Here is a 19,450-nt window from a genome sequence, read left to right on the forward strand (position 1 = left end):
TGAGCGTCAGACCTCGAGCCATGCGTCAGACTTCAAGCCATTCCTGGCGCACGGCGGCATTGGCCTTGAGCTCGTCCGGCGTCCCCTCGAACACGACGCGGCCGTGACCCATGATGTAGACGCGCTTCGAGATCCGCATCGCGATCGAGAGCTTCTGCTCGACCAGCAGGATTGCGACGCCGGCCTGCGCGATGCGCGCAATGAGATCGCCGACCTGCTGCACGATGAGCGGGGCGAGACCCTCGGTCGGCTCGTCGATCATGATCAGGTCCGGATCGCCCATCAGCGTCCGGCAGGTGGTGAGCATCTGCTTTTCACCGCCCGACAGGACGCCCGCGGCCGTATCGGCACGCGCGGCGAGATTGGGGAACATCTCGAGCATATCCTCAAGCCGCCATTTGCCGGGGCGGCGCGTGTCCTTGACGCCGAGCAGGAGGTTTTGGCGAACCGTCAGGCTCGGGAAGATATCGCGATGTTCAGGGACATAGCCGAGGCCGAGGTGCGCGATCTTGTAGCTGGGAAGGCCGGCGATGTCCTTGCCCTTGAAGCGGATCGTGCCTTGCGGCGCGACCTCGCCCATGATCGCCTTGACCGTGGTCGAGCGGCCGACACCGTTGCGGCCGAGCAGGCTCACGACCTCGCCCGCGGCGACGTCGAGGTCGACGCCCTGGAGGATGTGGCTCTTGCCGTAATAGGCGTGGAGATCCCTGACCTCGAGCATCAATGCGCTTCCTCGCCGAGATAGGCTTCCTTGACCTTCGGATCGCGCCGGATCTCTTCCGGCGTGCCCGAGGCGATGATGTGGCCGTAGACCAGCACGGAGATGCGGTCGGCAAGGCCGAATACGACGCTCATGTCGTGCTCGACGATGACCAGGGTCTTGCCCTCGGTCAGTCGCCGGATCAGCGACACCGCGCGGTCGGTTTCGGCGTGGCTCATGCCGGCGGTCGGCTCGTCGAGCATGACGACCGTGGCCCCGCTCGCGATGGTGATGCCGATCTCGAGCTCGCGCTGCTCGGCGTAGGTCAGAAGTCCCGCCGGAACATCGCGCCGGTGCGTGAGATGGATGTCGTCCAGGATCTGAGCCGTGCGCTCGCGCACTTCCGGCAGGCTGTCGACGTTCTTCCAGAAAGCGTAGCGGTGCCCCGTCGCCCACAGCACGGCGCAGCGGACGTTCTCCCAGACCGACATGCGGGCGAACACGTTGGTGACCTGGAACGAGCGCGACAGGCCGCGCCGGTTGATCTCGAACGGCCGCAGGCCTGAGATCACATCGCCGTTCAGCTTCACCTCGCCCGAGGTCGGCTTGATGTGGCCGCTGATCAGATTGAACGTCGTGGATTTTCCGGCGCCGTTCGGGCCGATGACGGCGTGACGCTCGCCTTTCGCGACGCTGAGGTTGAGGTCGCGGATGATGCCGACATTGCCGAAGCGTTTTTCGACGGCGCGGACTTCGATGGCTGCTGCGCTCATGCCAGATACCCCCGGTCACGGGCGACCGTCGCAGCCCTGTCCCACGCGTCCGCGATCCTCCGCCAGCTCAGCCGCGCGACGAACGCACCGCCGACGACGAGAACTGCTGCGGAAATCCACGTCACCGGGGACTTCGCATTGAAGGGAATGCCGAACAGGTTGATCGGGTCGCCGCCGGAATAGCGCGCGAGCGTCTCGATGGTGAGGATGACGCCGCAGGCGAGCGCCAGGGTCGGCACAATAGCGACGAGATAGGACGGGATCACCGTCCAAAGCGTTCCGGCGCGAACCAGCGGCCGGTGCATCATCAACAGGCCGGCGATGCCGCCCGGCGCGAACATCACGATGCCGATGAAGATGATGCCGAAATAGAGCTGCCAGACGCTGGTGAGGCCTGTCAGCCCGAGCTGGAGATAGGTCACCAGGATCGCGCCGAGGATCGGCCCGAAGAAATAGGCGATGCCGCCGATGAAGGTGGAGAACAGCACCAGACCGGACTGGATCGCACCGAGCAGCGCGGAGTTCGCGATCTCGAAATTGATCGCGGTCAGGCCGCCGGCGACGCCCGCGAAGAACCCGGCAAAGCAATAGGCGAGATAGCGGACGACGTGAGGATCGTAGCCTATGAACTGGACACGCTCGGGATTGTCGCGGACGGCATTGCTGATCCGTCCCAGCGGCGTCCGGGTCAGCGCGTACATCGCGATGGCTGACAGCACCAGCCAGAACGCGATGAGGTAATAGACCTGAACCTGGGGCCCGAACGACCAGCCGAACATCTTGGGCAGTGCCGTGCGATCCGTGGTGATGCCGGCTTCGCCGCCGAACACCGAGCGCAGGATCAGCGAGGACGACGCCACCAATTCGCCGATGCCGAGCGAGATCATCGCGAACACGGTGCCGGCGCGCTTGGTCATGACCCAGCCGATGATGACAGCGAAGACGAGACCACCGATCCCGCCGAACAGCGGAATGAACGGCAGCGGGATCGGCCAGCCGTGCGACACCACCGCATTCATCATGTGACAGGCCGCGAAGCCGCCGAGGCCGTAATGCACGGCGTGACCGAACGACAGCAGGCCGGTCTGGCCGAGCAGGATGTTGTAGGAGAGCGCGAAAACGATCGCGATGCCGATCAGGCTGAAGGACGTCAGCGAGCCGCCGGAGGAGAAGATCAGCGGCAGGACGACCAGTGCGGCGATGCCGATCAGCCAGACGCCGTAGAAGCGCAGGCCGTCGCCGGCGGGCTTCGATGTCGAAATCGGTTTGGCGGTCATGACTCGCGCGTCCCCATCAGGCCCATGGGGCGAACGATCAGAATGAGCACCAGCAGCATATAGGGAACGATCGGCGCGACCTGGGCGATCGTGACGTTCCAGATGTCAGTGAGAACGGACGGGCCAGCCGACGGATCGAGCGGGCCGAACGCACTCGCCAGCGAGCCGTTCAGCGCCACCGCAAAGGTCTGCACCAGGCCGATGACGAGCGATGCGATGAAAGCGCCGGGCAAGGAGCCGAGGCCACCGAACACGATGACGACGAACAGGATGGGCCCGAGTGCCGCGGCCATGTCCGACTGCGTCACCAGGGCCGGACCGGCGATGACGCCGGCAATACCGGCGAGCGCGCTGCCGACGCCGAACACCACCATGAACACCCGCCCGACATTGTGGCCGAGATGCCCGACCATGTGCGGATGCGTCAGCGCCGCCTGCACGATCAGGCCGACGCGGGTGCGCTTGAGCACGACCAGCAGCGCCACGAAGATCACGACCGACACGGCCAGCATGAAGATCTTGTAGGCGGGATAGTTGGTCGAGAAGATCGTGAAGGCCGGGAAGTCGAGCAACGACGGCACGCGGTAGTCGACCGGGCTCTTGCCCCAGATCATCGACACGATCTCTTCGATCGCAAAAGCCAGACCGAACGTCAGCAGCAATTCCGCGACATGGCCGTGCTTGTGGGTGTTGCGCAGGCCGTAGCGCTCTACCGCCATGCCGATGGCGCCGACCAGCAGCGGCGCCAGCACCAGCGCCGGCCAGAACCCGATCCACTTCGTGAGCTGGAAGCCGAAGAAGGCGCCAAGCATGTAGAAGCTGGCATGCGCGAAATTGAGCACGCCCATCATGCTGAAGATGACGGTCAGCCCGCTCGACAGCAGGAAGAGCAGCATGCCGAACAGCACGCCGTTCAGGGTCGAAATGACAATGAGTTCAAGCACAGCGCACTCGTCTCTCTCCGGGGCCTGATGGCCCCGGCGAACATCGCCCAATCAAGAATAGTCCGGCCACCGCCTTCCCGCGACCGATGTCGGCCGCGAGAAAACGACGGATGTCGTGATTACGGCCGCGCCATCTTGCAGGTCGTGGGGACCATGGCCTGCGCCGTGTCGACCTTGGAGACGAGGTGCCAGCCCCAGCCGGTGTTTTCCTCGTCGAACGGCTCATTCTCGGTCAGCTTGCCGAAGGAGGAAATGTAGATCGGCTGAAGGAACTGGTGGTCGTCCTTGCGCATGAGGCCGGTGCCGCCGTCCAGGACCTCGAACTTCAGATCCTCGAGCGCCGCCGCCACCTTCACCGGATCGATCGAGTTGGCCTTCTCGGCAGCCGCCTTGAACATGCGCATCTCGTTGACCGCACGCGGGTACCAGAGCGACAGATTGACCTTGGCGCGGAACGCCTTCTCGTAATCCATCGCGACCTTGTTGCCGGAATTCGCAAAGCCTTCGGTGATCTGGAAGACCTGATGATCGAGACCGGTCTGCTTGACGGCAGTGGGGCCGCCGGCGCCGCCGGCATAATAGGTGTACCAGTTGACCTTCAGGCCGGCGTCAGCGGCAGCCTTGAGCAGCAGCGCGAAGTCCTGGCCCCAATTGCCGGTGACGACGCTGTCGGCGCCGGACGCCTTGATCTTGGCGATATAGGGCGAGAAATCGGTGACCTTCAGCAGCGGATGCAGCTCGTCGCCGACGATCTGGATGTCGGGCCGCTTGGCGCCGAGCATCTTGCGCGCGTCGGAGCGGACGGACTGACCGAACGAATAGTCCTGGTTGATCAGGTACACCTTTTTGATCGAGGCGGTGTCCTTCATGTAGTTGGTGAGCGCCTCCATCTTGATGTCGGAACTCGCATCCCAGCGGAAATGCCAGTAGCTGCACTTCTCGTTGGTCAGGCTGGGATCGACGGCGGCGTAGTTGAAGTACAGCACTTCCTTGCCGGGATTGCGCGTGTTGTTCTTGGTGACGAAATCCGACAGCGCCGCGCCGACGGACGAGCCGTTGCCTTGCGTGATGTAGTGGACCCCGGCGTCGATCGCCTTCTGGGCCTGCACCAGGCTCTCCTGCGGATTGGTCTTGTTGTCGAGCGGCACGATCTCGATCTTGTGGCCGAGAATCCCGCCCTTGGCGTTGAGCTCGTCGGCCAGATACTGGAATGTCTTCAGACCACCCTCGCCGACGCTGGCACCACCGCCGGAGAGCGGATCGATGTAGCCGATCTTGAGGGTGTCCTCAGCCGACGCGGCATGACCGAGCATCGGGGCGATCACGGCAATGGCCAAAGTGAGCTTGCGCATTTTTTCGTTTCCTCGCTGGCCATCGACTTTAGTCGATGGGCTTTTTGCGCATGTTGCAGCGCAATTGCAGATCTCTAATGAGCAGAACGAACTTTGATTTTCAAGCTCGGCGAGACATGGCTCCGGCCATCGTTATGAAATGTGAAGGCGGCTACCCGTCTCGCCGGCAGCTTTCCGCGACGAGGAATAGAACGCAAGGGGAAACTGGCCTGCGCGGCACCCGACGACGCAGGTGTCGCAGCCGTCTACAGGCTGCGATAGTTCGCGATTCCCGACAGGTCTGGCGTGAATCCGAGCCCCGGTTCCTCGCCGAGGACGATCGTACCATCAGTGACATTGGCAACGGCACCGCAGAACCGGTCGCGCAGCGGATTGTCGTTGGCATCGACCTCGAGCCAGCCGTCGCCGCCGATGCCGGCCAGCAGATGCGCCGAGGCGAGCAGTCCGATGCCGCCGCCGAGATAATGCGGGCAGAACGTCTTGCCCGCCTTCAGAATGTCGCGCGCGACGCCGGCGCATGCGCTCAGCCCGCCCCATTTCGCGATGTCGGGCTGAACGACGCCGAGCAGGTCTTCGGCCAGGACGCCCTTGAATCCCTCGACACTCGAAATGTTCTCGCCCGCGGCAATCGGCGTTTTCGCGGCTGCCCGCAGCCGGCGCCATTCCTCGCGCGGCCGGTCGGCGCGGATGGGCTCCTCCAGCCATCGCAGATCGAACGCGGCCAACCGCGGCAGCATCTCCAGCGCCTGATCAACCGACCAGCCCTGATTGGCATCGGCGGCGAGCATGCCCGCACCGACGATCGCGCGCAGCGCGGCCAGATTGGAGAGATCGGTGTCTGCACCGAAGCCGACCTTCAGCTTCAACGCGCGATGGCCACGCGTGAGCGCGGCTTCGGCCGTCTGCGCGGCGCCGCCCGGATTGATGCCGCTGGCATAGACCTTGATCCTGCGCGACTGCCCACCGAGAAGCCGCCACAGCGGCAAGCGCCGCCGACGCGCGGAGAGGTCCCACAGCGCGAGATCGATGCCCGAAACAGCCTGCGCGAACGGACCGGGCTCGCCGCATTGAAGCGCCAGCACTTCGGTCCCCTTCGACAGGACCTCGAAAGCCTGGGCGGGACTGTCGAATCTGCGCCCGACAAGCCCCGGAGCCAGCACTTCATTGACAAGCCGGGCGCGGTGCTCGGCGCCCGGTGCAGGAAAGTTGGACCAGGCTTCGCCCCATCCCTCGACACCGTCCTCGTCGACTGCGCGAACGAAGACGGCCGGACGGTTGAGCATCTTGCCGAACGACGTCACCACCGGCGTCGCCCAAGGGATAGCGATAGCAGAACGCCTCGATCGAGCGGATGGTGAAGCTGTCAGTCGTCATATTACAGGTCCTGCGACCGAGGTGAGACCACGCGGGACCGTTACCATCTCAGTAGGCGCGCGCGAAGTCACCTTCCTGCTTGATATCAGCGAACACCGGGAAGCGCGCCTTCCACGCCGTGCCCTTGGCCGTGGTCAGCTGATTGAGCCGTTCCAGCACCCCGAGGCCATCCTTGCGCAGGCTGGCCGACACCGCTGCGCGATCCGGAAAGTTCTTCAGGACGGCATCCAGCCAGATGGTGCGGCCCGCCAGGAAGCCGCTTGCGCCTGCGGCATAGGAGTAGTCGAGCACGCGCTCGAACTTTTCAGGCGCAGCGCCGCCCGACAGCAACACCCAGGGGATGCTGCGTTCGCGGCAAATATCGCCGATCGCATCGAACTCATTCTGCGCGGCCTTTGCTTCCGCGCTGCCGTCACGCGCCGGCAGGCTGTTGGCTGCAAGCGGGCTCTCCAGCTTGAGAAGATCGACGCCGTATTCAGGCTTTGCGAATTCGCGCACGCTGTCGATCACGAGGCCCGGGAGCTTGCCGGGCGATTCCACGTAATCGGCCGTGTGATTGGCGCTGCCGAGGAACGGGTAGACCAGCAACTCGAGCACGTACGGAATATCGTGACGGGCGCAGTCTTCGCCGATTTCGCGCACGAAACGCTTCTGGTGCTCGTTCACCGCGGCATCGGCGTCAGGCCGGTACCAGGCCAGCACCTTGACGGCGTCGCCGCCCATGGCGCGGATCTTCTCCACGCTCCAATTAGTGATCGCGCGCGACTTGCGGCCGCCCGCGGTTTCCTCAACGCGGTGCTCTTCCAGCGTCATGATCAGACCGCAGCGCGGCGGCAGCAGGTCGATCGCGGCAGGCACTGCGAAGTTCGGGTCGAACAGCATCGAGCTGCAATGCGGCGCGAGGTTCTCGACCAGGAGACGCTTGGCCGCCGTGACGTCGGAATATTCGACCTGGTCCCGCGTGATCCCCTTTGCCTTCGCAATGGCATCGAACAATGGCGGCCGCTGATCCAGCGCGACCATGCGAAAATGGCCATCCACGTCAGCAAGCCGTGCCAGGCCGCGGTTCTTTCCAATCGTTCTCATGGCTTCGTCCTCATGAATACAAGACACTCGTTGATATCGGGGATTCCGTTCCGGCCGCCAGCGCGGCGGCATTTCATGGCGGCCGTCGCCGCCGAAAACGCCATCGCGGCGCGCACGTCGAGGCTGGCGCCGATCGCGAGCGCATAGGCGCCGTGAAAGACGTCGCCCGCGCCTGTGGTGTCGACGACATCGACGGCGTAGGCGGCCTGCTGGTGCAGCTGATCGTTCTCGTGCCAGCTCACGCCGCTCTCGCCGCGCGTGACGGCGATGACGCGGCAGCCGAAGCGCGCAAGGGCTGCGAGAGATTTATCTTCGGCCGAGCCGGCAAAGGCGGCGAGCGCGGGCTCGGAGAAGATGGCGTGATCGGTCAAGGGCAGCAGCCGTTCGAATACCTCGGCATCGGCCATGTCGCCGTCGAGCACCGTCGGAATGCCGCGCGATCGCGCTTCCCGGAACAGCGTCGCAGCTCCCTCCACCCAGCGCGGATCGGCCAGCACGGAGGATGCGCGCGCGACGGCTTCGAGCGGAAGCCAGTCTGCGGTTTCCGGGTAAAGGCCACGGAAATTCACGATCTGCCGCTCGCCGCTGCTATCGACGATAATCCCGGAGACCGACGAGCGGCCATCGGGAAACAGCCGGAAATTCTCGACATCGACGCCTTCGGCCGTGAAGGCCGATTTCATCTCGTGGCCAGCGGCATCATTCCCTGCCCGCCCCCAGAACGCGACGGACGCGCCGAGCTTCGCCACGGCCACGCTCGCATTGGCGGCCATGCCGCCGCCGAGCGTGCCGTACTCGACCGCCTTGATCTTCTCGCTTCCACCCGCGAACGGCCGATCGACGCGCCAGACCTGGTCGAGCGCGGACAGCCCGAGGCAGATCACGTGCACGGGCTTCGTGCCGGACGCGAGGTCGGCCAGCGCCGAGAGATCGCCGATGTTTGCCGACGCACTCACCGCAAGACCTGTCCGTTGGATGCAGCGAACAAATGCGTCTTGCCCGACTGTGGGCGCAGATTGATGCGATCACCAACCTTCGGCCGCAGCGCCGGATCGACCCGCGCGATGGCAGAGCCGCCGGCGAGATCGAAATGGATCAGCGTGTCCGAGCCGAGCGGCTCGACCAGCTTGACGTTGATGGCGATGCCATCGGCGGCATCAGTGGCGATGGCAAAGTGTTCGGGGCGAATGCCCAGCACGGCGTTGCCGGCCTTGCTCAGGCAGCCAGCGGTCTCGCCGTCCAGCGGCACCACCGTTCCGCCTTGCGACAGGATCGCGCGCTCCTGACGCCATTCGACCGGGAAGAAATTCATCGCGGGCGAGCCGATGAAGCCGGCGACGAACTAGTTGGCGGGCCGCTCGTAAACCGTCTCCGGTGTATCGTATTGCTGGATCGTGCCGCTCTGGAGCACGACGATCCGGTCGGCCATGGTCATGGCCTCGATCTGGTCATGCGTCACGAAGACCATGGTGGTCTTCAGCTCCTGCGACAGCGCCTTGATCTCCGCCCGCACCTGCCCGCGCAGCTTCGCATCGAGATTGGAGAGCGGCTCGTCGAACAAAAAGGCCTTGGGATTGCGCACGATGGCGCGGCCCATGGCGACGCGCTGGCGCTGGCCGCCGGACAACTCCTTCGGCTTGCGGTCGAGATAGGGCTCGATGTGCAGCAGTGCGGCCGCACGCCTCACGCGGGCGTCGATCTCGGCCTTCGGTGTGCCTCTCAGCTCCAGCGCAAACGACATATTGTCGTAGACCCGCATGTGCGGGTAGAGCGCGTAATCCTGGAACACCATCGCGATATCGCGCTGCGCAGCCTGGACGCCGTTGACGCGCTTGTCGCCGATGTAGAGATCGCCGGACGAAATCGGCTCGAGGCCGGCGATGATGCGCAACAAGGTCGACTTGCCGCAGCCGGACGGGCCGACGAACACGACGAATTCGTGGTCCGCGATCTCAAGATTGAGATCGGGGATCACGGTGAAATTGCCGTAGCGCTTGGTGAGGTTGCGGATCGAGATCGAAGCCATGATCGCTCAGTCCAGTGCCAGCACAGGCTTGATCAGCTCGCCCTTGGCGAAACGGGCGAAATTTTCCGGCAAAGCCTGCAGGCCGAACTCGCCGTCGACGAGGACGCGGTACTCGTGCTTGTACTTGCGCAGCAGTTCGACATTGGGCTCGAAATCCGAGACCGGGAAGTAGAAGGTCCGGATCATGTAGAAATCCTTGCGGCGGAAGACCTTGCCTTCCTCGATGGTCCAGGGCGCGGCGTTCTCGCCGACCAGCACCAGCGCGCCGCGCGGCAGGACCAGCTCGATGCCGAGGTTGCGCGCCGCATGGGCGCCGGAACATTCCATGATGAGGGCGAAGCGCTTCGAGGTATCTCCGACCGGGTGCGCCTTTGCGCCAAAGGACTGTGCGATCTTCAGCCGTGCCGCGTTGGGATCGGCAACGTGGATGTCGCCGTAGCCGAGCGCGCGGAGCACCAGCACGACGCCAAGGCCGACGGGCCCCGCCCCCATCACGAGGACCGGCCCCGCCTCATTCGGCGGCACGACGCGGCTGACGAAGCGCACGGCGTGGCCTGACGTGCCGATGGTGTCGAGCAGCAGCGGCGCAAGGCTGTCCTCGATATCGTCAGGCACCGGCAGCAGGCAGTTCTCCGGCACCGGCACATATTCGGCATAGCCGCCCGGCCTGTTCCAGCCGATCAGGCTGGAGACTTCCAGGCACATCTGGGTATCGCCGCGCTTGCAAGCAGCGCAGTGACCGCAGTGCAAGGGGATATAGACGGCGCAGCGGCGGCCATGCAGGCGATGACCGGGCTGTTCGACGACACCAAAGATCTCATGGCCGGCGGTGAACTCGGCGCCCTTGTGCCAGAGCTTGAAGTCGGAGCCACACAGCGCTGTGCGCGAGACGCGGACGAGCACTTCACCTGGGCCGACATCGGGCATCGCGACGCGCTCGATGGTGATGCGGTCATTGCCGTGGAAGACCGCGGCCTGCATGATCGAATTCGGACGGGGCGACACGTTCATTTCGATACCTAGCCTTTCACCGCACCGAGCGTCAGTCCGGACACCAGCCAGCGCTGAACCAGGGCCGCCAGCACCAGCGGCGGCAACGCGATCAGCGTCGCCGCAGCCATGAGGGCGCCCCATTGCGTCGAGCCTTCGCCGATGAAGTTGAAGGCCGCCGCGATCAGCGTCTTGGTGTCGCCGTTGGAGAGCACCAGCGCAAACAGGAAGTAGTTCCACGAGAACACGAAGGCGAGGATCGCCGAGACGGCGACGCCTGATGCCACCAGCGGCAGCGCGATGCGCCAGAGGATGCGCGTGACGCTGCACCCATCCACTTGCGCCGCCTCGAACACGCTGCGCGGAATGCCGTCGAAGGACGGCAGCAAAACCCAGATCACGATCGGCAGCGTGATGACGGCATGGCTGAGGATCAGCGCGGTGTAGGAGCCGATCATGGCGACCTGCCGGAACATCACGTACCACGGCAGCAGGAACAACGTGCCGGGCGCCATGCGCGCGGCGAGCGTCAGGATGGCCGGCCACGAAATCCGCGTCCAGGAGACGGCGAAGGCAGCAGGAATTCCAAACAGCAGACCGAGTGCGGTCGAGCCAACGGTGACGATGAGACTGTTGAGCGCGTAGCTGAGGAACGGCGTGGTCCTGGTCAGCTCGACATAATTTTCCAGCGTCGGCGAGAAGCTCAGCGTCGGCGGATAGGCGGTGACCTCGAACGACGGCTTGAACGAGGACAGCACCATCCAGACCGTCGGCGCCATGATGAGCACGCCGGCGAGCACGAGCTGCACCGTGTTGAGCCAGCGGATCCAGCGGTCGGTGTTGGCGGCATCGTTCATGACATCACCAGGCCACCGCGCCGCGCAGGCGATTGAAGGCGAGCACGGCGCCGAACACGATCGCCGTCAGCGTCAGCATCAGGGCGCTGGCATAGCCGATGTTGAAGAATTCGAAGCCGACCCTGAAGCCGTAGATGTTGAGCGTGTTCGAGGCGTTGCCCGGGCCGCCCTGGGTCGTGATGTAGATGATGTCGAAGAAGCGCAGCAGATCGACGCTGCGCAGGATCGCCGCGGTGACGATGGTCGGCAGCAGCAGCGGCAGCGTGATGCGCTGGAAAGTCCGAAAAGGCGACGCGCCGTCGATCTGCGCGGCTTCATAGACGCTCGGCGGCAATGACTGTAGTCCGCCCAGCACGATCAGGGCGACATAGGGCGTCCACTGCCAGCTGTCGATCAGAGCCACGGTCGGAATGACCCAGGTCGGCGAGGCCAGCCAGTCCGACGGCGGCAGGCCGAACGACTGGAGGATATAGTTGGCAGCACCGAGCGACGGATCGAGGATCACCAGCCACATCATGCCCGCCACCACCGGCGGCATCATGAAGGGCGAGATGAACAACGAGCGCACGATGCCCGGCAGACGCTTGGCGTGCAGCACCAGCGCCAGCCAGACGCCGAAGACGAGTTGCAGCACCAGCGACAGCACGAACAGCGCAATGGTGATCCACAGCCCGTGCCAGAATTCGTAATCGGAGATCAGCTTCGAATAATTGGCGAGGCCCGCGAAGGACTGCTTGCCGGTCGAGGAGAAAGTCTGGAAGCCGAGCCAGATCGTATAGACGACCGGAAACGCGATCATCGCGACCGTGAGCACCACGGCCGGCGCCGAGAGCGCCGCCATCTCCAGCTTCTGCCGGTCCTGCGTGAGTGTCGCAGCCGTATCAGACATGCGTTCGTGTCCTCGATCGAGTTGGGTGCCGGCAGGCAGCAAGCCTGCCGGCATGAGGCCGTTAGTTCAGCGCGATCCGCGCATCCAGCGCCTTGTCGGCATCCCCGCAAGCCTGATCGACGGTCTTCTGCTTCAGGATCAGATCCTGCACCGCCTGCCCGATGAACTCGCGCGATTGCGGATTGGCGACGATGGGATAGCCGACCTCGGACGAGCCCTTGGTGGCGAGCACGTCGAGCGCGGCCTGCCATTCCTTGCGGACCGGCTCCTCGTCGATCCACTTGCGATATTCAGGATCCTTGGCGACCGACGGGCGCGGCGGGGCAATGCCCTGAAGCGCCATCTTCTTCTGCACCTCTGGGCTGGTCGCCCATTGCACGAAGTACCAGGCCGCATCCGGCTGCTTGCTGTGCGAGGACACTGCCATGCCCCAGCCTATCGTGGTCGGCACCTGGCCGGCATCGCCCGCCGGGAACGGCAGCAGGCCGGTGTCCTTCAGGCGCGCGCCGCCTTCCATCACCGTACGCAACTCATTCGACGACTCAAACGCCATCGCGGCGCGGCCGCCGCGGTAGAGCGCCGAAATCTGCTGGAAGCTGTAATTGACGACGCCAGGCGGTCCGAAATCGCGCAGCAACCGGCTATAGGTGTCGAGCGCTTCCTTGCCCTTGGCCGAACAGAGGTTCGACTTGCCGTTTGCGATATAACTGCCGCCGACATTGTGCAGCATGTTGCTGAAGGTATAGGCAATCGCGGGCTTGAGGCCGCGCGAGACGAACGGCGTCACCGTGCTGTCGCAGCTCTTGATCTTCTCGGCCGCGGCCTCGACGTCCTTGATTGTCTTCGGCGCATCGATGCCGCACTTCTTGAAGATATCGGTGCGATAATAGAAGATCGGGCCTTCGAGGTTCATCGGCATGCTGGTCAGCTTGCCGCCGAAGGTCGCGGCCTTCAGCAGGGCCTGGCTCAATCCGCCGGGGTCGTATTCCCCTGCCACCTCGTTCTTGGCCATCGCAGTGAGATCGCCGTACCAGCCGGCAGCGGCGAACTGCTCGCCCTCGCGCGAGGGCAGCGTCATGAACACGTCCACCTCGTCGCTGTTCGCATTCATGACGGTCACCAGACGCTGGCGCATCTGCTGTTCCTGATAGCCGTCGACCTTGAGGGTCATGCCGGTCAGCTTCTCGAAATCGGCCTTGTAAGTCAGCAGCGCCTGCGACACCGGATTGTTGTTGGCGAGAAAGGTGACGGTCTTGCCCTTGAACTTCATCCAGTCGAAATCGGCGGCTTGCGCCTGCGCGCTCACTGCAGCAATCGCGAGAACGGGCAACGCGACGTGGGTCGCGAGCATCCTGGCCTTCATCGAACTCTCCTCCCGGCTGGCCGCCTTAAGCTGGCGGACCATTTTGAACACGTTTGAGCAGTACTTGAAAACGGTTACAAAATAGACCTCGCATCCGCCGTGTCAAGCGATGGACAAGCCGCACAATCTGCGGCAGATTTGCGACATTTCCGCTACCATGCGGCTCGCTACGCCCGATGTAACGTTATATTCATGAGACTGACCAACGCCAAGTCTGTGAAGCAGGGCATCCGCGCCGTGGCGGCCCGTGCCGGCGTCTCGACGGCGTCGGTCTCGCGCGCCCTCAACAACCCCGACGCGGTGAGCCCTTCCTTGCGGGCGCGTATCGAGCAGGCCATCGACGCGCTCGGCTACATCCCGCATGCGCCGGCGCGCATCCTGTCGTCACGACGCTCGCGCACGCTTGGCGCAATCGTTCCGACGATCGACAACACGATGTTCGCGCGCGGCATCGCCTCGCTGCAGCAATACCTGTCGTCGGTCGGATACATGCTGTTTCTCACCACGAGCGGCTACGATCTCGACGTCGAATTGCAGCAGGCGCGCAATCTGATCAGCCGCGGTGTCGACGGCCTGGTGCTGCGCGGCGATTGCCATCACGATGGATTGCGCAAGCTGCTGGCGGACAATGCCGTACCGTTCATCAATGTCGGCATCTACCAGCCCGACCGGCCCTATCCTTGCGTCGGCACCGACAACAAAGCCGCCGCCCATCGCGCCGCCGCGCATGTCATCGAGCTCGGCCACCGCCGCATCGGGATCGTCTCGGCGCTCCAGCGCAACAACGACCGCGCCAGCGCGCGCGTCGCCGGCTTTCGCCGCGCGCTGACGGAGAACGGGCTCGAATTGCCTTCGCAATGGCATGTCGAGGTGCCCTATACGCTGGACGACGCGCGCGAGGCGGCGCGCTATCTCCTGGGCCTCGAGGACCGCCCGACAGCCGTGGTGTGCGGCAACGACGTGATCGCCTACGGCGTGCTGCTCGAAGCCGAGCGCAGCGGCTTTTCGGTGCCGCGCGACCTGTCGGTGGTCGGCTTCGACGACCTCGACTGGAGCCGGCATTTGCGGCCGAGCCTGACCACGATCCACGTACCGACCGGAGAAACCTGGCAGCGCGCCGGTGAATATCTGGTGCGCAGCCTCGCCGGCGAGCAAACCATCATGCATCGCGAGATCGACTTCTCGCTGGTCGTCCGCGAGTCGACGGCAGCGCCTCCGAAATCCCTGAAGTGAGACACTCCCGATGAATCCGAACTTTTCCCTCGCCCCCGGCTTCCATGCCGTCGTGATCGGCGGCGCCGGCGACATTGGTGCCGCCATCAGCAATCAATTCTGCGATCTGGGTGCGACAGTGACAGCAACGGGTGCGAACGAGGCGGACCTCTCGCGCACGTTGCTCAAACCGCGCGCGGGCCTCACGCTCGCAACGCTCGATGTCACCGATGACGAGGCCGTCACGTCCTTCGCCCGGAAACACAAGCGCGTCGACGCGCTGATCAACTGCGCCGGCATTCTCGCGCGCGACAAGGAATTCGAGATCGAGACCTTCATGAAGGTGCTCGACGTCAATCTCACCGGCACGTTCCGGACCTGCATGGCCTTTCATCCCCTGCTCGCGCAGCAGACGGGATCGATCGTCAACATCGCTTCGATGAACGCGACGCTGGCGCTGCCGCGGATTCCCGCCTATTGCGCCAGCAAGGGCGGCGTCGTGATGCTGACCAAGGCGCTGGCTTTGAAGTGGGCCGAAGAAGGCATCCGCGTCAACGCGGTCGCGCCCGGCTATATCGAAACCGCGATCAACGCCGCCGGCCGCGGCGACCTCGCGCATTATCAGCGCATCGCCGATCGCACCGCCTTCAAGCGCTGGGGACAGCCGGAGGACATTGCCGGCGCCGTTGCCTTCCTCTGCATGCCGGCTTCGCAATATGCGACCGGCACCGTGGTTGCCGTGGATGGCGGCTTTCTGGCGGGGTAGCGCGCGGGTTCTATACGCCCAGCGCCTTGCGGTTGAACGTCCGCAGGAAGCGCAGCGACAACGTCCGCACGTTCGCGACGTTGAGCAGCCAGGCCGCAGCGGCGTAAGCAACCCCGCCCGCGGAGCTGACGACCATCAACGCCACGATACCGGTACCACCGACTTGCATCCGCGCAATGAGGATGGCGCCCGCCATCGCCGCAGCCGAAGCCGCAACGCCGGCGAGGCGGTTGACGTCGAACGGCACGGGATGGGCGCGGTGCATCAGGGCGACGGCGACGACGAAGCCGAGTGCTTCGGTGGCGAGGGTGGCGAGCGCCGCGCCGTAAAGGCCGTAGCCGGCCACCAGCGCGAACATCAGCGCCACGCTCAGAACGAGCGTGAGGAACGACTGCGCCGCCAGCATGAACGGCCGTTCGGCGAGCTGGAAGCTGATCTGCACATAGAATTGATTGGCGATGCCGAAGAAGCGCGCGAGCACCAGCGTGGGCAGCAGCGCCGACACGCCGGCGCGGAAATCAACGCCGACGAGCGTGCCCGCAACCTGGTCGGCCGCGAGCGCGAGCCAGACGGCGACGGGCGCGACGACGACGAGCAGCAACTCGAGGCTCTCGCTCAGCCGCTCCCGCGTCGTCTCGCTGTTTTTCTCCGACAGCGACCGGAACACCAGCGGCACGGTCGCAGCGGCGACGCTGGAGGCGATCATGACCATGAACTGGCGCGGCAGATCGGCGGCGACGCCGAAAATGCCGGCGGCGTCCTTGCCGAGCAGATAAGCGACGATGAGCCGGTCACAGGCCGAATAGACCGCAACGGACAATCCGGCCAGCGTCAGCGGCAGGCCGTAGCGCGCCAGCTGCATGAACTGGCTTCGCTCGAAGCGCGCGATCTTCGTGCGGTCGCCGACGAGATTGAGAATGATGCCGGTGAGCGAGCCCAGGCCGAACGCGGCGAGCAATCCCAATCCACCCCAGCCGAGCCAGATGCCGAGCAGGCCAAAGCCGACGCTCGACACGCTGCGGACGATCGAGATCGCCGCGAACCTGTAGGGGCGCAATTTGGCGCGCTCGAATTCCTGACCGACATCGACGGCATTGGCCATGATCGCCACGAACATGCTGGCGAGCAGAAGCTCGACACTGAGGTCGCTGCGGAACAGAATGACCAGCGGCGTGGTGGCGCAGAGGACCGCGGCCGTCAGCCCGAAGGCGACCATCGCCGTGCCGCGAAAATCCACCTCCGCCGACATCGCCTGATAGCGGGACACCGACAGCTTGATCCAGGCGAAGAAGATCGCGCCCAATATGCCGGCAAGGCTGATGCCGACGACATAGACGCCGTACTCTGCCGGCGTCAGCAGCCGCGTGTAGGCCGTGACCGCGAAGAAGCCCACCGCTGCGGGCAGGATGTAGGCGACGAGATAAATCGAGAAATGGCGGTTCAGCATGCGAGCACAGGACCGGCAACGGTGTTGCGATGGTGACGGCCGTTAATCAATGACCTTGGCGGGGCGAACGAACTGCGCCGCAGCATCTCTCAAGAGTGTCACATAAGTCTGCAGATCGGGCGGCGAATGAGGCTGGAAGGCCGCTTTCGCGCGTTAGCGTTAAATTTGCCCTTTCCCTGGGTGGTTCGAGCGATCACGTCACGAAACCCTGATCCAGACTGGAACAGCGATGCAGCGCCGCGCGCGTTGCGCACCGGACATCCGCAAAGGTTAACCCAACGACAGGAAACCCCGGCGTCGCAAGGCGCCGCTTGGTACGATGGCGCGTTGGTTCCAAAAGGAACGTCCCACCGTGACCAGGCTCGACAGACGCGAATTTCTCCTCGGCGGCGCCGCAGCACTCGCGGCGGGGGCATCGGCGTCCGCCGCGCCGGCATCAAAACTCGCGCAGCGCCGTCCGGGCTTTGGCGCTGCGGCGACGCTCTGGGACCTGCAAGCCGATCCCAGGCTCGGCGAAGCCATCAGCACCTATTGCACCCAGGTGGTGCCGGTGCTCGAGCTGAAATGGCCGATGCTGCGGCCGAACGCGCACACGTTCAACTTCGAGCGCGCCGACGCGATCCTGGATTTCGCCAGGGAGAACGATCTGACGATGCGCGGCCACGCGCTCGCCTGGTATCACGACATTCCGGACTGGACCAAGCAGATCAAGGACACCAAGGGCGTCGAGCGCGCCTATGTCGACCACATCGGCACCGTCGTGTCCTATTACAAGGACAAGCTCACGTCGTGGGATGTCGTCAACGAGCCGATCCCGGACAATCCGAAGAAGGTCACCGACCGGCGCGACACGTTCTGGACGCAGCATCTGGGCAACCGCTGGATTCCGCTGGCCTTCCGCACGGCGGCCGCGGCCGATCCCTTCGTCAAGCTCGCGATCAACGAATACGACATCGAGTCGGCGAAGGACTCGTTCATTGCCAAGCGCGCGGCGTACCGCAACCTGATCATGGACCTGCTCGACCAGGGCGTGCCGCTGCACGCCGTAGGCCTGCAATCGCATCTGCATGCCGAGCTCGAGATCGACACGCATGGGCTCGCCGAATTCGTCACCGAGTTGCGCTCCTGGGGCCTCGAGGTGCTCGTCACCGAGCTCGATGTCGACGACCAGAAGCTGACGGGCAATCCGGCAGAGCGCGACGCCATCGTCGCCAAGCGCGTCGACGATCTCCTGACCGCGATCTCGACCAGCGGCCCGGTGCGCTCGATCCTGACCTGGGGCCTCTCGGATCGCTATAGCTGGATCAACGGCACCTTCGCCCGCGCGGACAAGCAGCCGAACCGCCCCTTGCCGCTCGACGGCGAGTTCAAGCCGAAGCCGTTCATGGACGTCATCAGCAAGTTCACGAGAGACGCCTGAGACGCGGCCTTAGCGCGTCTTCGCCGGCACTTCGAATTCGGCCGCATCACCCATATCTTCAGGAGACAGGCTCGGGCTGCGTCGATCACGCGAGCTGAGGCGGAACACGTCGCGGATGTCGTCGATCGAGGTCGACGAATAGGACTGGATGCAGAGCGCGACCTGTTCGGGCGAGGCCGCGCGCATCATCGCTTCGATGGCCGGACGGTCGAGGGGCGTATCATCCCAATGCGAGACGGCGATGCTGTCCTCGGTGACCCGATGGGTGGCCAGATGCGCCGGAGAGTTCGCGACGAAGTGTCCGTACATCAGATACTCCGAGAACTTCTTCTTCCGGCACAACGCCAGAACCCAGTTCAATCCCGTTGCCGACTTGATGGCGTCGGTCATCGCGCGCGCGGTGTCCTTGTCCCAGACCAGCGCGTTGCCGACATAGTCGTCGGCGGGGAAGGACCGGTCCTTGATGCCGAGCAACTGATCGACTGTGCGCAGCCACAGCCCATGCAACGGGTGGTCAGCGCCGATGTCCTTCGGGGTGACGAACAGCGGCGTCTTCTCTCCGCCGGCATATTGGCCGACGTCGAATTCGCGGAAGAACAGATTGTCCGAATCCAGGATGCAGACGCGCTGCTCGGATGCGTTGAGCACGCCGGCGATTTTCAGGATCTGCTGGATGTGCCAACCATGCACCGGCGACGACAGCAGCGACAGCCAGACCCGGCGCTTGCTGAGGAACTGAAGCGCCGGCGGCAGCGCCCACAGCCATTTCGGCAGATAATTCGAGGCCGGAACGATGACGCGCTTGTCGGACGCGAACCGCGCGAACAGCGGTACGTCCTCATCGTTAACGAGAACATAATGCCGCGTGTATCCCGAGAGCCAGGTGTCGATGCTCTCGCTGAGCAGCGAAAAGCGTTCGATATCCTTGGCGTAGCTGGCGGTCAGCAGGGCAACGGAATGCATGGAGCGCGCTC

16 protein-coding genes and 2 pseudogenes are annotated in these 19,450 nt (G+C 64.4%); 3 read left to right on the top strand and 15 right to left on the bottom strand.

What is annotated here, in order from left to right; all coding sequences use genetic code 11:
- Nucleotides 1-25: 25 nt before the first annotated feature.
- The 13 genes and pseudogenes from HAP41_RS38625 to HAP41_RS38685 form a co-directional block, all read right to left on the bottom strand.
- Nucleotides 26-721, bottom strand: coding sequence for an ABC transporter ATP-binding protein (locus HAP41_RS38625; RefSeq protein WP_063985355.1), 696 nt, complete (start codon nt 719-721; stop codon nt 26-28).
- The gene (locus tag HAP41_RS38630) at nt 721-1,473 is read right to left on the bottom strand and encodes an ABC transporter ATP-binding protein (RefSeq protein WP_028149572.1); all 753 of its coding nucleotides are present in this window, start codon (nt 1,471-1,473) and stop codon (nt 721-723) included. Before HAP41_RS38630 ends, HAP41_RS38625 begins: the two co-directional genes overlap by 1 nt.
- Entirely contained in the window at nt 1,470-2,750 is a 1,281-nt protein-coding gene (locus HAP41_RS38635; protein WP_166082162.1) for a branched-chain amino acid ABC transporter permease, read from the bottom strand. The genes HAP41_RS38630 and HAP41_RS38635 overlap by 4 nt, the downstream gene beginning before the upstream one ends.
- A complete protein-coding gene (locus tag HAP41_RS38640) occupies nt 2,747-3,694 on the bottom strand; it encodes a branched-chain amino acid ABC transporter permease (RefSeq protein ID WP_166082161.1) in 948 nt (315 codons plus the stop codon). Before HAP41_RS38640 ends, HAP41_RS38635 begins: the two co-directional genes overlap by 4 nt.
- Before the next feature lie 119 nt (nt 3,695-3,813).
- Complete coding sequence (locus HAP41_RS38645) at nt 3,814-5,046, bottom strand: branched-chain amino acid ABC transporter substrate-binding protein (RefSeq protein WP_166082160.1); 1,233 nt, start codon at nt 5,044-5,046, stop codon at nt 3,814-3,816.
- A 245-nt stretch (nt 5,047-5,291) separates the two neighbouring features.
- Nucleotides 5,292-6,420 (bottom strand): annotated as a pseudogene (locus tag HAP41_RS38650) (mandelate racemase/muconate lactonizing enzyme family protein).
- A gap of 48 nt (nt 6,421-6,468) precedes the next feature.
- Nucleotides 6,469-7,506 carry a tagatose 1,6-diphosphate aldolase gene (locus tag HAP41_RS38655; RefSeq protein ID WP_166082159.1) on the bottom strand — a complete coding sequence of 346 codons (1,038 nt, stop codon included), beginning with the start codon at nt 7,504-7,506 and terminating at the stop codon, nt 6,469-6,471.
- A complete protein-coding gene (locus HAP41_RS38660) occupies nt 7,503-8,462 on the bottom strand; it encodes a sugar kinase (RefSeq protein WP_166082158.1) in 960 nt (319 codons plus the stop codon). The genes HAP41_RS38655 and HAP41_RS38660 overlap by 4 nt, the downstream gene beginning before the upstream one ends.
- Nucleotides 8,459-9,532: pseudogene (locus HAP41_RS38665) on the bottom strand (ABC transporter ATP-binding protein). The gene HAP41_RS38660 and the pseudogene HAP41_RS38665 overlap by 4 nt, the downstream one beginning before the upstream one ends.
- 6 nt (nt 9,533-9,538) lie before the next feature.
- Nucleotides 9,539-10,543 (bottom strand): zinc-dependent alcohol dehydrogenase family protein, encoded by a 1,005-nt coding sequence (locus HAP41_RS38670; protein ID WP_166082157.1) that lies wholly within the window; start codon nt 10,541-10,543, stop codon nt 9,539-9,541.
- A gap of 8 nt (nt 10,544-10,551) precedes the next feature.
- Complete coding sequence (locus HAP41_RS38675; RefSeq protein WP_166082156.1) at nt 10,552-11,379, bottom strand: carbohydrate ABC transporter permease; 828 nt, start codon at nt 11,377-11,379, stop codon at nt 10,552-10,554.
- A gap of 4 nt (nt 11,380-11,383) precedes the next feature.
- Nucleotides 11,384-12,268, bottom strand: a complete 885-nt coding sequence (locus HAP41_RS38680; protein WP_248577147.1) for a carbohydrate ABC transporter permease — start codon at nt 12,266-12,268, stop codon at nt 11,384-11,386.
- 61 nt (nt 12,269-12,329) lie between these two features.
- Nucleotides 12,330-13,631, bottom strand: a complete 1,302-nt coding sequence (locus HAP41_RS38685) for an ABC transporter substrate-binding protein (RefSeq protein WP_166082154.1) — start codon at nt 13,629-13,631, stop codon at nt 12,330-12,332.
- A gap of 192 nt (nt 13,632-13,823) precedes the next feature.
- On the opposite strand from HAP41_RS38685, the gene HAP41_RS38690 reads away from it, so the two are divergent.
- Together HAP41_RS38690 and HAP41_RS38695 are read left to right on the top strand one after the other, a co-directional pair.
- Nucleotides 13,824-14,864 carry a LacI family DNA-binding transcriptional regulator gene (locus HAP41_RS38690; protein ID WP_166082153.1) on the top strand — a complete coding sequence of 347 codons (1,041 nt, stop codon included), beginning with the start codon at nt 13,824-13,826 and terminating at the stop codon, nt 14,862-14,864.
- A 10-nt stretch (nt 14,865-14,874) separates the two neighbouring features.
- Nucleotides 14,875-15,609 (top strand): SDR family NAD(P)-dependent oxidoreductase, encoded by a 735-nt coding sequence (locus HAP41_RS38695; RefSeq protein ID WP_166082152.1) that lies wholly within the window; start codon nt 14,875-14,877, stop codon nt 15,607-15,609.
- A 10-nt stretch (nt 15,610-15,619) separates the two neighbouring features.
- Here the strand turns inward: HAP41_RS38695 and HAP41_RS38700 are convergent, their stop codons facing one another.
- The gene (locus tag HAP41_RS38700; protein ID WP_166082151.1) at nt 15,620-17,056 is read right to left on the bottom strand and encodes a lipopolysaccharide biosynthesis protein; all 1,437 of its coding nucleotides are present in this window, start codon (nt 17,054-17,056) and stop codon (nt 15,620-15,622) included.
- Between the two features lie 352 nt (nt 17,057-17,408).
- Between HAP41_RS38700 and HAP41_RS38705 the strand changes: the two genes are divergently transcribed.
- Nucleotides 17,409-18,476, top strand: coding sequence for an endo-1,4-beta-xylanase (locus tag HAP41_RS38705; protein WP_166082150.1), 1,068 nt, complete (start codon nt 17,409-17,411; stop codon nt 18,474-18,476).
- A 9-nt stretch (nt 18,477-18,485) separates the two neighbouring features.
- On the opposite strand, the gene HAP41_RS38710 is transcribed toward HAP41_RS38705, so the two are convergent.
- Nucleotides 18,486-19,439 carry a DUF6492 family protein gene (locus tag HAP41_RS38710; RefSeq protein ID WP_166105528.1) on the bottom strand — a complete coding sequence of 318 codons (954 nt, stop codon included), beginning with the start codon at nt 19,437-19,439 and terminating at the stop codon, nt 18,486-18,488.
- Nucleotides 19,440-19,450 lie beyond the last annotated feature (11 nt).

It is taken from the genome of Bradyrhizobium barranii subsp. apii, from assembly GCF_011516635.5.
In the GTDB taxonomy this organism is placed as follows: Bacteria; Pseudomonadota; Alphaproteobacteria; order Rhizobiales; family Xanthobacteraceae; genus Bradyrhizobium; species Bradyrhizobium barranii.